This is a genomic window from Pseudoalteromonas sp. TAP-3C (assembly GCF_059888565.1).
Window position 1 is genome coordinate 306,133 of sequence record NZ_CM187618.1, and the last position, 13,045, is coordinate 319,177.

12 protein-coding genes are annotated in these 13,045 nt (G+C 41.9%); all 12 read left to right on the top strand.

Annotated features, from left to right (window positions below):
* Positions 1–88 precede the first annotated feature (88 nt).
* The 12 genes from AC6H44_RS01420 (at position 89) to AC6H44_RS01475 (ending at position 13,043) form a co-directional block, all read left to right on the top strand.
* Positions 89–1,270, top strand: coding sequence for a response regulator (locus tag AC6H44_RS01420; RefSeq protein WP_500737036.1), 1,182 nt, complete (start codon positions 89–91; stop codon positions 1,268–1,270).
* A 76-nt stretch (positions 1,271–1,346) separates the two neighbouring features.
* Positions 1,347–2,102, top strand: a complete 756-nt coding sequence (locus AC6H44_RS01425; RefSeq protein WP_500737038.1) for a class I SAM-dependent methyltransferase — start codon at positions 1,347–1,349, stop codon at positions 2,100–2,102.
* 369 nt (positions 2,103–2,471) lie between these two features.
* Positions 2,472–3,194: a tRNA (cytosine(32)/uridine(32)-2'-O)-methyltransferase TrmJ gene (gene trmJ / locus AC6H44_RS01430; protein WP_500737040.1), complete on the top strand. Its 723-nt coding sequence runs from the start codon at positions 2,472–2,474 to the stop codon at positions 3,192–3,194.
* A 327-nt stretch (positions 3,195–3,521) separates the two neighbouring features.
* Positions 3,522–4,013, top strand: a complete 492-nt coding sequence (iscR, locus tag AC6H44_RS01435; RefSeq protein WP_500737042.1) for a Fe-S cluster assembly transcriptional regulator IscR — start codon at positions 3,522–3,524, stop codon at positions 4,011–4,013.
* Between the two features lie 24 nt (positions 4,014–4,037).
* Positions 4,038–5,255 carry an IscS subfamily cysteine desulfurase gene (locus AC6H44_RS01440; RefSeq protein ID WP_500737044.1) on the top strand — a complete coding sequence of 406 codons (1,218 nt, stop codon included), beginning with the start codon at positions 4,038–4,040 and terminating at the stop codon, positions 5,253–5,255.
* A gap of 40 nt (positions 5,256–5,295) precedes the next feature.
* Positions 5,296–5,679, top strand: a complete 384-nt coding sequence (gene iscU / locus AC6H44_RS01445; RefSeq protein ID WP_500737045.1) for a Fe-S cluster assembly scaffold IscU — start codon at positions 5,296–5,298, stop codon at positions 5,677–5,679.
* 9 nt (positions 5,680–5,688) lie between these two features.
* The gene (gene iscA / locus AC6H44_RS01450) at positions 5,689–6,012 is read left to right on the top strand and encodes an iron-sulfur cluster assembly protein IscA (protein WP_500737046.1); all 324 of its coding nucleotides are present in this window, start codon (positions 5,689–5,691) and stop codon (positions 6,010–6,012) included.
* 86 nt (positions 6,013–6,098) lie between these two features.
* Positions 6,099–6,626, top strand: a complete 528-nt coding sequence (gene hscB / locus AC6H44_RS01455; RefSeq protein WP_500737047.1) for a co-chaperone HscB — start codon at positions 6,099–6,101, stop codon at positions 6,624–6,626.
* Positions 6,627–6,667: 41 nt separating this feature from the next.
* Positions 6,668–8,530, top strand: a complete 1,863-nt coding sequence (gene hscA / locus AC6H44_RS01460; RefSeq protein WP_500737048.1) for a Fe-S protein assembly chaperone HscA — start codon at positions 6,668–6,670, stop codon at positions 8,528–8,530.
* Positions 8,531–8,541: 11 nt separating this feature from the next.
* Positions 8,542–8,880 (top strand): ISC system 2Fe-2S type ferredoxin, encoded by a 339-nt coding sequence (gene fdx / locus AC6H44_RS01465; RefSeq protein ID WP_500737050.1) that lies wholly within the window; start codon positions 8,542–8,544, stop codon positions 8,878–8,880.
* 823 nt (positions 8,881–9,703) lie between these two features.
* A complete protein-coding gene (locus AC6H44_RS01470; RefSeq protein ID WP_500737051.1) occupies positions 9,704–11,131 on the top strand; it encodes an NAD-dependent succinate-semialdehyde dehydrogenase in 1,428 nt (475 codons plus the stop codon).
* Between the two features lie 370 nt (positions 11,132–11,501).
* On the top strand, positions 11,502–13,043 hold the full coding sequence (locus AC6H44_RS01475; protein WP_500737053.1) for a methyl-accepting chemotaxis protein: 1,542 nt from the start codon (positions 11,502–11,504) through the stop codon (positions 13,041–13,043).
* Positions 13,044–13,045: the final 2 nt, after the last annotated feature.

Genomic DNA, 13,045 nt, shown 5'->3' on the forward strand with positions numbered 1-13,045 from the left:
AGCTTACTTAAAGAATATAGTTGAATATTTTTAGTAATCTTAACCTGTCGTACTATGCTTTGAACAAAAGACTTAAAGGAACTAACGCATGGCAAAGTTAATACTCGCAATCGATGACGATAAATTAATGCACCACATTATTGAAGAGTCTTTAGCTGGATTTTGTAAAGTGATCCATGCCAAAAATGGTGACGATGGCATAAGGCAAGCAAACAAATATAATCCTGATATTATTTTACTCGATGTTGAAATGCCGGGCATGTCTGGGTATGAGGTATGTCAAAGCATAAAGCAAAATAAAGCCACATCAGATATACCTGTGATGTTTTTATCGTCTAAAGTGGGGCAGGCCGAGCGGATTAAAGGATTCAGCGTTGGCGCAGCAGACTACATTCTAAAGCCTTTTAATGCTCAAGAGCTTATGGCGCGAATTAAAATACTTTATCAATATCGCCAGCAATGCGCTGCATTACAACATGATATCGCAAAAGCCAATAAAACCGCTAAAATGGCGATGATAGAAACGGGTGACATGGGGCGAATCATACGCTTTGTATGTCAAAGCTATCATGCGGATAATTTAGAACTATTAAGTGAATACTTTTTAAATTTTTTTACTGCGTTAAATCTTAATATTGTGGTGGTTTTTTGGCAAAATAAACAAGGCATATTTTATAGCCAAGAGACAGGTGTATGCCCATTAGAGCAAGAGTTACTAATTCAACATAAAAATGCCAGCCGGTTTGTGGATATTGGTCACAGCACGATTATAAATTATCCTAATATTTCATTGTTAGTTAAAAATATGCCAATGGATAAGCCTGCATTGTTTGGGCGTTATAAAGATTTGTTTCCACATATTTTAGAAATCACCAACGAAAAAGTAGCCACCATACAGCAGTACCAACATCAATTAATGCGTGACACAGAGCTAACAGGCGCTTTTAAAGATGTTATTGTTCAGCTAGATAATCAAAATGCAATGCAAAGTAATGCGATTGAACAATTGTCAGATCAAGTAGAGCAATTGCAATCATTGCTTAAAACGCAGTCACAACAGCCACTCTATTCACAACTTAAAGAGAGAGTTACCAAGCTCGGCCATACATCACAACAGCTTGTTGCCACCAGTAACAATTTAGCTTTTATTAAACACCAATTAAAAAAAGTGGCGCAAAAACGTAACGACTTTATTGCTAAGACCCAAGAAAACAAGCACCTAGCAAAACAACAGCCAGTGAGTGAAAATAACGATATTGAGCTTTTTTAAACTGTAAACTTTACGAACTTCGTAAATGGGCGTTGTTTGGGTATAATGGCGATGAAATTTATCGTCGGAGTGTAAAGTGGTTATACAGTGTGCGTTTAAAGAATGTCGGCCCTATTTAAATGAGCTAGAAACACGCTTTGGGCTTGCTCAATGGGCAGAGCAAAGCAGTGGTTTTAGCTTGCATTACGATGATAAAGGACTAAGCCTGTACAAAACCGATGAACCTAAATTAGGGGCTATTAACGTTGATTTTGTCAGTGGTGGCGCTGCACACAGACGTAAATTTGGTGGTGGTAAAGGGCAGTCAATAGCTAAAGCCGTTGGCCTAAATAAGGGCGCTACCCCAGTTGTACTCGATGCCACAGCAGGCCTTGGCCGCGACGGTTTTGTACTGGCATCATTAGGGTGTAAAGTCATTTTGCATGAACGCCACCCAGTGGTTGCCGCGCTGTTATACGATGGCCTGCAACGCGCTAATAACGACAGTGAAATAGGCCCATGGATGCAGCAAAATATGAGCCTAATTTTTGGCTCAAGCCATACCTTACTTGCCCAATGCACCAGCATACCTGATGTCGTATATTTAGATCCGATGTTTCCGCACCGTGAAAAATCAGCGCTGGTTAAAAAAGAAATGCGGGTGTTTCAAGAATTAGTGGGCGCTGATAACGATGCCGATGACTTGCTCGAGTTTGCTTATCCCCTCGCCAGCAAACGTGTTGTGGTTAAACGCCCCGATTACGCGCCATTTTTAAATGATAAACCCCCCAGCATGCAAATCAAAACTAAAAAGAACCGCTTTGATGTGTATGTAAAAGCCGCGATGGTTTAGGTTAAAGGCTAACGGGCCACGAGCGACGGGCTTCGGTGTCGCTGAAACCATAGTTTGTTTGCAGCGACATTCGGGGCGTGGGTAAATTAAAATATTTTGTAGGCGTAGAGCTTGCTTACGTTAGCCACAGGGTGGCTTATTGTTATATTTTTTAGTTATTTTATTTACCACAGAGGTAAATAAAATACAGAGTAAGAGATTAAAGGGATTAGGTGCTAGTGCTAGGGAAGTGATTAGGAGCTAGGGTTTATAGCTCGTAGCTCGTAGCTCGAACTGTTCTTTTAGATCTCGACTATTGAAGATAGGATCTGTGCGCGTTTTCATGTTAGAATTTGCGCAATTTTTTTGTACTCGATAAGTAGCACTGTAATGATCTTAGATGATATTCGCATTGTTTTAGTTAATACCTCGCATTCTGGTAATATTGGTTCAGCGGCACGTGCCATGAAAACCATGGGATTATCAAAGTTATACCTTGTAGACCCTGCTTGTGAAATAGACAGTCACGCCAGTGCGCTTGCTGCCGGTGCTACCGATGTACTAGGTAATGCGGTAATCGTTGATAGTGTTGCTGATGCCATTGCTGATTGTGCATTAACTATTGGTACCAGCGCCCGTTCGCGCACGTTGTCTTGGCCAATGGTTGAGCCACGAGAGTGTGGAGAAAAACTAGTTAGCGAAGCCGTTAATGGCCCGGTTGCTTTGGTGTTTGGTCGTGAAAACAGCGGCTTAACTAATGAAGAGTTACAACTGTGTAATTACCATGTGTGTATTCCTGCTAACCCAGAATATAGCTCGCTTAATTTAGCGATGGCCGTACAAACACTATGTTATGAAACTCGTATGGCATTTTTAAATCAACAGCCAAAGCAAACAGTTGAAGACGATACAGAGTACCCGTCATCTAAACAAACAGAGTTGTTTTATGAGCACCTTGAAGAAACATTATTCAAAACCGGCTTCATTATCAAACAGCACCCAGGCATGGTAATGACTAAATTACGCCGTTTATTTAACCGAGCGCGCCCAGAAGACGCAGAGATGAATATTTTACGAGGTATTCTTACCTCAATAAACAAGTCTATAAAATAGTGATTGGTTATATAGAATCGTATTAGACCTCACACTAATACTTGACTAAAATGCTCAGGTAATTACAATAAGCACAATACTTGACTAAAATACTCAAGTATTGAAACTTTGAAGAACCTAGAACCTAGAACCTAGAACCTAGAACCTAGAACCTAGAACCTAGAACCTAGAACCTAGAACCTAGAACCTAGAACCTAGAACCTAGAACCTAGAACCTAGAACCTAGAACCTAGAACCTAGAACCTAGAACCTAGAACCTAGAACTAATAATACTTGACTAATTTACTCTGGTAATTAAAATTTGCACTCTTTTGTGTGGGGGGCGTTATGAAGTTAACATCAAAAGGCAGATATGCCGTTACAGCCATGCTGGATGTTGCACTACATGCAAATATCGGCCCTGTAGCGCTTGCAGACATTTCGCAGCGACAAGAAATTTCTTTGTCTTATCTTGAGCAGTTATTTGCCCGTTTACGTAAAAATGGACTAGTTAGCTCTGTTAGGGGCCCTGGTGGGGGCTATTTACTTGGGCGCAAAGCCGACGTTATTTCTGTTGGCGATGTGATTAATGCGGTAGATGAATCTGTTGACGCTACACGCTGTCAGCGAAGCGATATTGGTTGCCAAAGCGGCATGCGTTGTTTAACCCATACATTGTGGTCAGACTTAAGCGCTCGAATAGAAGAATTTTTAAATAATATTACCTTAGCTGAACTGGTTGAAAAAGCCGACGTTAAAGCCGTCGCGCTTCGCCAAGAAAACAGCGTTAAGGATGCAATTAAGCAGTTGGAAAATATTCAAGTAAGCTGTCAACTTTAAGGTTGACCTGCAGCGGAGAGAGAAATGAAGTTACCGATTTATTTAGATTATGCAGCAACTACGCCTGTTGACGAACGAGTTGCCAAAGAAATGATGCAATGCCTGACTATGGACGGTAATTTTGGTAATCCAGCATCGCGTTCACACCGTTTTGGTTGGCAAGCTGAAGAAGTTGTTGATCAGGCGCGCACCGATATTGCTGATTTAATTAATGCAGACCCACGTGAAATCGTATTTACATCGGGTGCAACAGAATCAAATAACCTTGCCATTAAAGGTGCCGCTCAGTTTTACAAGAAAAAAGGTAAGCATGTTATTACCGCTAAAACTGAACACAAAGCAGTGCTCGACACCTGTCGTGAGCTTGAGCGTCAAGGGTTTGAAGTAACTTATATGGACGTTGAAGAAAACGGCTTACTCGATTTGCAAAAACTGGCCGACACTATGCGTGACGATACCGTACTTGTCAGTATTATGCATGTAAATAACGAGCTTGGTGTAATTCAAGACATCAACACCATTGGTGAAATGTGTCGCGAACGCAAAATTATGTTCCACGTAGATGCAGCACAAAGCGCGGGTAAAGTGTTAATCGATGTGCAGCAAACCAAAGTAGATTTTATGTCGTTTTCAGCACACAAAGCATACGGCCCTAAAGGCGTTGGTGCTTTGTATGTTCGTCGTAAACCACGTGCACGTCTTGAGTCTCAAATGCACGGTGGCGGTCATGAACGCGGTATGCGCTCTGGTACATTGGCAACGCATCAGCTAGTCGGTATGGGCACAGCATTTAGAATTGCAAAGCAAGATTTTGAAAAAGACCATGCGCACATCAGTGCATTACGTAAACGCTTAATCGATGGTATTTTAACCGATATGGACGAAGTGTATTTTAACGGTACACAAGATCAGTCAGTGCCAGGTATTGTTAATATCAGCTTTAACTTTGTTGAAGGTGAATCGTTATTAATGGCAGTAAAAGATATTGCAGTGTCGTCAGGTTCAGCCTGTACGTCGGCAAGCTTAGAGCCTTCTTACGTATTGCGTGCTTTAGGGCGCAACGACGAGTTAGCACATAGCTCGATTCGTTTTAGTATTGGCCGTTTTACGACCGAAGAAGAGATTGATTATACCGTCGAACTAATCAAAAACTCTATTGGTCGTTTACGTGAAATGTCTCCTCTTTGGGAAATGCACCAAGAAGGTGTTGATTTAGATTCAGTTGAATGGGCGCATCACTAATTAGTGGCGTTCATACCTAGCAGGTAATGAGGATAGAATTATGGCTTACAGCAACAAAGTAATTGACCACGTAGAAAACCCACGTAACGTAGGTGCACTAGATAAAAATGATCCGTCAGTGGCAACGGGTATGGTTGGCGCACCAGCATGTGGCGATGTAATGAAACTGCAAATTAAAGTATCGGCAGATGGCATAATTGAAGATGCAAAATTTAAAACATACGGCTGTGGTAGTGCAATTGCCTCATCTTCGCTGGTAACAGAGTGGGTTAAAGGCAAAACATTAGATGAAGCGGCAACCATTAAAAACACCGATATCAGTGCAGAGCTAGAATTGCCACCAGTGAAAATTCACTGCTCAATTTTAGCCGAAGACGCAATTAAAGCAGCAATTGCAGATTACAAAAGCAAACATACAAACTAAGAGATTTTCATGGCAGTGACATTGACAGATGCGGCAGCAAACCGCGTACAATCATTTTTAGCAAACCGTGGCAAAGGCATTGGCCTACGAGTTGGCATTAAAACGACGGGCTGTTCAGGTCTTGCTTATGTGCTTGAGTTTGTTGATGAGCTTAATGACGACGATGAAACATTTGCAGCCAAAGGTGTGACCTTAATTGTTGACGCTAAAAGCTTAGTTTATATCAATGGCACTGAGCTCGACTACACTAAAGAAGGCTTAAATGAAGGGTTTAAATTTAATAACCCTAACCAAGCTGATGAGTGTGGTTGTGGCGAAAGCTTTACCGTTTAAGCGTAAATATGTTCTTAGTACCTAAGTTGATTAGGTATAAATAAGCCCTGCCAATTAATGTAGGGCTTTGTTATTTGTGAGAAGTTATGCGTTATTTTGAGTTATTTGCAATACCGGTTGACTACAATATTGATTTGGCAATGATCAACAAGCACTACTTAGAATTACAACGTGCTGTACACCCTGATCGCCATGCTAATGCCAGCAGTCGTGATAAACTAATGGCGGTACAAAGCACCGCTGAAATTAACGACGCGCTACAAACACTTAAGCACCCGGTTAAACGTGCAGAGTACATGTTAAGTGAACTTGGCGTTGATATTCGCGCTGAGCAGCAAACACTGCAAGATCCAATATTCCTGATGCAACAAATGGAACTGCGTGAGGAGCTTGAAGAACTTGCCTCTGCAAATGAACCAGAGAGTGCAATTGCTAATTTTGAGTCGCAAATAACGCAATTAAAAGCCCAGTATAGCAACGAACTGGCTGAGCAACTTGCAAGCAACGATGAGCAACAGTATCAACACGCCGCCGACAACATTCGCAAACTAAAATTTGTATATAAGTTACAAGACGAACTTGAACGCATTGAAGACAGTTTATTTGACGATTAATTACTTGCTGTAAAGCAAGCAACACGAGTTTAAAGAGCATTATGGCATTATTGCAAATTGCTGAGCCGGGGCAGAGCGCGGCACCACATGAACATAAACTAGCGATTGGCATTGATTTAGGCACCACAAACTCATTGGTTGCAACCGTACAAAGTGGCGAAGCACGCACTATTACTGATGAATCAGGCGAAGCAATGTTACCATCGGTAGTGCGTTATCAAGCAGGCGGCATTACCGTGGGTAATGATGCAATGCAAGCAGCTACACTCGATCCCCTTAATACGCTTATTTCAGTTAAACGTTTTTTAGGTAAAACGCAAGCAGAAATAGAGCAAAGCTATGGTCAGCTGCCTTATCAATTTTGTGATGATAATGGCGCACTTGCCATTGACACCGCAGCTGGGAAAATCAGCCCAGTTAAAGCCTCAAGTCATATTTTAGGCGCACTTAAAGTGCGAGCAGAGCAAAGCTTTGGTAACCAAGAAATACTTGGCGCAGTCATTACCGTCCCTGCTTATTTTGACGATGCACAACGTCAAAGCACTAAAGACGCGGCAGAACTGGCAGGTATAAACGTATTGCGCTTATTAAACGAGCCGACAGCAGCCGCGGTAGCCTATGGCTTAGATTCCGCTCAAGAAGGTATTATTGCTGTTTATGATTTAGGCGGCGGTACCTTTGATATTTCTATATTGCGCCTTAATAAAGGTGTGTTTGAGGTATTGGCTACTGGCGGCGATTCGAGTCTAGGCGGCGATGACTTTGACTCATTATTAGTGGATTACCTTAAACAGCAAACTGGTGTAGCGGGATTATCGCCCTCGGTGTTGCGTTTATTTATTAATAAAGCCAAAGCCTGTAAAGAAGCACTAAGCCAATACGAAAAAGTAAATGTTGGCCTTGAATTCGACAATGAAAAATACATGGTTGAAGTAACGCGTGAAAAATTTAACGAGTTGGCAATGCCGCTGGTTAAAAAAACGCTCCGTTCATGTCGTCGTGCAGTAAAAGATGCCGGTATTGAAAACCAAGAAGTATTGCAAGTTGTAATGGTAGGTGGTTCAACCCGTATGCCATTAGTGCGAACTCAAGTCGGTGAGTTTTTTGATAAAGAGCCACTAACCTCAATCGACCCTGATCGTGTTGTTGCACTCGGTGCTGCGCTACAAGCTGACGTATTGGTTGGTAATAAACCTGACTCAGATATGTTATTGCTCGATGTGTTGCCACTGTCGTTAGGGCTGGAGACCATGGGCGGCTTGGTTGAAAAAATCATTCCACGTAACACCACAATTCCGGTTGCGCGCGCACAAGAATTTACCACCTTTAAAGATGGTCAAACGGCTATGTCGTTGCATATACTGCAAGGTGAACGTGAACTAGTTGACGATTGCCGATCGCTTGCAAAATTTAGCTTAAAAGGTATCCCCCCCATGGCGGCGGGTGCTGCGCATATTCGTGTTACCTTTAAAGTTGATGCAGACGGTTTATTAAGCGTCTCAGCTATGGAAAAATCAACCAGTATACAAGCAGAAATTCAAGTTAAACCGTCGTTTGGTTTGTCAGATGACCAAGTTGCGAATATGCTAAAAGAGTCAATGAGCAATGCCAAAGGGGATATGCAAGCACGCATGTTAAAAGAGCAGCAAGTTGAAGCGCTTCGTGTAATAGAAGCAATGCAAGCCTCATTAGCAGCCGATGGCGACTTACTTGAGCCTGAGCAATTAGCGGTGTTAAAAGCTGAAATAAGCGAGCTTGTAAAAGTACGCCAAAGTGCGCAACAACCAAATGAAATAAAAGCCGCTATTGAGAAAATGGATAACGCGAGTAGTGATTTTGCCGCACGCAGAATGGATGCATCAATTAAAAAAGCCCTCACCGGGCAGTCAGTAGACAATATATAAGAGAGATCAGAATGCCACAAATTGTTTTTCTTCCTCATCCGGAGTTGTGTCCTGACGGCGCTGCAATTGAAGCCCCGGCTGGTGAAACGCTGCTTAATGTCGCGCTTAAAAATGGCATTAGTATTCCCCATGCCTGTGAAAAATCATGTGCGTGTACCACCTGTCATTTAGTGATCCGTGAAGGCTTTGATTCACTTGATGAAAGTGACGAGCTAGAAGATGACATGCTAGATAAAGCCTGGGGCTTAGAGCCCGAGTCACGTTTAGGTTGCCAAGCAATTATTAGAGATGAAGACTTAGTGGTTGAAATACCCAAGTACAATCTCAATATCGTTAATGAAGATCACTAGTTTTTAATTAATGACTATTATATTAAAAGCCGCTGTTTAACACCGCGGCTTTTTTGTTTGTATAAGTAGCAGCGGGTTAAGCTTGAAAACCCTCGGAATTGTGTAGCAGCGGGTTTACCCCGCGACTTTTTTAAGAGTTAAAGGCGAAAGTATACGAGCTTCGGGCTGCGAGTCGCGGGTTAAGCCTGAAAACCCTTGGAATTGTGTAGCAGCGGGTTTACCCCGCGATTTTTTTAAAGGTTAAAGGTTAAAGGCGAAAGGTAAAGAGTTACGAGCTGCGAGTCGCGGGTTAAGCTTGAAAACCCTCGGAATTGTGTAGCAGCGGGTTCACCCCGCGATTTTTTTAAAGGTTAAAGGTTAAAGGCGAAAGGTAAAGAGTTACGAGCTGCGAGTCGCGGGTTAAGCTTGAAAATCCTCGGAATTGTGTAGCAGCGGGTTTACCCCGCGTCTTTTTTAAGAGTTAAAGGCGAAAGTATACGAGCTTCGGGCTGCGAGTCGCGGGTTAAGCTTGAAAATCCTCGGAATTGTGTAGCAGCGGGTTCACCCCGCGACTTTTTTAAAGGTTAAAAGCCAAGGTAAAGGGTTACGAGCGACGGGTTATGAGGCGCGGGTAAATTAAAATTAAAAACCTTGCAGCGTTAACCACAAGGCTTTTTAATCGAAGCTCGAAGCTCGAAACCCGAAACCCGAAACCCGAAACCCGAAACCCGAAGCTCGAAGCCCAAAGCCCGAAGCTCGAAGCTCGAAGCTCGAAGCTCGAAGCTCGAAGCTCGAAGCTCGAAACCCGAAGCCCGAAACCCGAAGCTTATTTAGGAGGTGTATTTTGAATGATCTTATTTTTTCAGACTCGTTTATAAACGGTGAGTTTTATAAAACCGATACTCGCTTTGGCGTTATTGATCCCGCTAGCGAAAAAAGTATCATAGAGGTTAGTGACATTGACGAGCAAGGTGTAAATAATGCGATTGACGCCGCAAAAAGCGCTTTTGTAAAGCTTAAAGCCACTAATGCCACCGAGCGAAGTGAAACCTTAATGCGCTGGTATGACTTGGTAATAAAACACAAACAAACACTGGCAACCCTTATGACTAAAGAGCAGGGGAAACCGCTTAAAGAATCTCTCGGTGAAATAGAGTATGGTGCTGGTTTTATAAAGTGGTTTGCAGAGCAGGCCAAGCGAAGCTATGGTGATGTGATCCCCGCCACCGATAACACCCACCGTTTAACCAGTTATAAACAACCTGTTGGAGTTGTTGCTGGCATTACCCCGTGGAACTTTCCTGTTGCTATGGTAACTCGAAAAGTGGCCCCCGCTTATGCTGCTGGCTGTAGTTTCATTTTAAAACCTTCTGAGCACACCCCATTATGCGCGATTGCTTTAGCGTACTTAGCTGATCAAGCTGGCTTTGTTAAAGGCGCATTTAATGTGCTGGTATCACAAAACGCCAAAAAAGTTGGCAAAATGTTGACTGACTCAGAGGTGGTACGCAAGTTTACTTTTACTGGCTCTACCGGAGTAGGTAAGCAATTGCTATCGCAATGTGCATCTACAATAAAACGTACTTCAATGGAACTTGGCGGTAATGCCCCATTTATTATTTTTGATAATGCCGACATTGACGATGCCATTGATGGATTAATGGCCGCTAAGTTTAGAAACAGTGGTCAAGCATGTGTTGCTGCAAACCGTGTATTTATTCATCGCAGTATTATAGATAAAGTGCTAAAAAAATTAACCCCTAAAGTTGCAGCATTAAAAGTGGCAAACGGTTTTGAGGACAATGTTGATATTGGCCCGCTTATATATCCCGAGGCTAAACAAAAAGTACAACAACTCGTTCAAGATGCGCTTGATAAAGGCGCTACGCTAATTGGAGATAACAGCAATTTAGGTGGTAGTTTTCAAAATCCATTAATACTTACGAATGTTACTACACACATGGATATTTACCACGAAGAGGTGTTTGGGCCAGTACTCAGTGTGATCCCGTTTGATGACGAAGCGCAAGTTTTAGCACTGTCTAACGATGTACCTTATGGTTTAGCTGCGTATTTTTATAGTCAAAATATCAAACAAATTTACCGTGTAAGTGAAGGGCTAGAATTTGGCATGATAGGAGTAAATGAAGGGGTTATTTCTAACCCTGTTGCGCCATTTGGTGGGGTAAAGCAATCAGGCCTTGGGCGCGAAGGCGGGCATCAAGGGTTAGATGAGTACTTAGAAGAAAAATACGTCTGCATTAAAATATAACCCACTGGTTTAATGAGTTAACAGTTAGGCAGTTTTGCTTGCTTGAAGTTAGCTATAATGTTACTTTTTTGTAATAGGTACAAAGTAACAAATTTCTATAAGTAGAAATACCCCCGTGTGTAAATGCCACCATTTGGTGGCATTTTTTTTGTCATTTTTTGGCTAACCCATATTATAACGTCTAAACTTTGCTAGTAAGTTTTTAACAGAGTTTATTGTTTTTTGTAACTTTATGTTTTTAAAATGTATATTTTAATCATTTGGCATCTATCTTAGCCAGAATCTAGTAACGAGGTGCAGTTGTGTTTCAAACAATAATAAACTAACATCCGCAAAAATTACGCTTTAATCAAATTAAGTAGCCATCAATATGAGTAGAAAGAATCAAGCAACAGTAGACCAGGAAGTTTCATTTGGCATTGACGAAGAGTTAGTTTCTACGACAGATTTACGTGGTGTTATTACTTATGCAAATGACAATTTTTGCAACGTTTCAGGGTATACAATTAATGAGCTCGTTGGAAAAAACCATAATATGGTTCGTCATCCCGACATGCCTTCTGCTGCATTTGCTGATATGTGGTCTAATTTAAAAAGTGATACCGCATGGCGAGGAGCCGTAAAAAATAGATGTAAAGATGGCCGCTACTATTGGGTGGATGCATTTGTTACCCCTATTTATGAAAACGGCAAAAAAGTGGGGTATCAATCAGTTCGTCAACAACTCCTTCCAGAGTATAAAAATCGTGCACAAAAGCTTTATCAACGTTTAAACAAGGGCCAATCAATTACCCCCTTAAGTGAAAAAATCACCGCATTAAAGTACCCGCTATTTATAGGGTGTGCTGCGTTAATTGCGTGGCTAACCAGTTACCTATTTTGGTTATGCTTGTTGTTTGTACCGCTGCCTTTTATTATTTTTTATGAAGAACTCATTCGCTCACAAAGTGCGCTAAAAAAAACCAGAAAAGGCACTGATAGTGTCTCTCGTCATGTTTACTCTGGTAGCGATAGCCTCAGCTTTAAAGATTTTCAGGTTAAATTGCTTGAGGGTAAAGTCACCACCATTGTTGGTCGTATTATTGATGGTACCTTAAGTCTTAGCAAAGGGGCTGATTCACTTAAAATGTGCGCCGAAGCAGCGCAGGCCGGCGTTGAAAAAGAAGCGGCAGAATTACAACAAGTGTCTTCTGCCGTTGAAGAAATGGTTCATTCAATAGATGAAGTAGCAAAAAACACCTTAGTGACCAATCAGCGAGTACAGCAAGCACATAAAGATTGTGAAACAGCAACACAAGCCATGTCTGGCACAATGCGAGAGGTGTCGTTATTGGCTACTGAGGTTGAAAAATCAGCAAGTTCTGCTGTTGAACTTGCAAAAGAGGCTGAAAAAATTGGCAGCATAATGCAGGAAATTCAAGGCATTGCTGATCAAACTAATTTACTTGCACTTAACGCCGCTATTGAAGCTGCGCGAGCAGGTGAACATGGGAGAGGTTTCTCTGTGGTTGCCGATGAAGTGCGTGCATTATCAAGCAGAACACACACAGCTACAGAGCAAATTCAAACGTCGATATCAGAAATGCAATCTACCTTACTCAACTGGTCTAAAACCATGGAAGTAGGTAAAAATGCGGCTAACAGCTGTGTAAAAGAAACACGCAACACGCAAGATGTCGTCACTAAAGTTTATGCCGCTATTACGGATATTTCTGATTTAGCAACACAAATTTCAACAGCTACAGAGGAGCAAAGTATGGTCTCGCAAGAAATTAGCCGCAATATTGCAAATATTAATAGTGCGTCTTCAGATAATTTAGCACAGGCAGATTGTGTTGGTGCAGAATCTGCTGCTATTGAAAAGCACTCTAAGGCATTAGCCTCGCTTGGCCTTTCTTTTAAAGTAGGGTAATA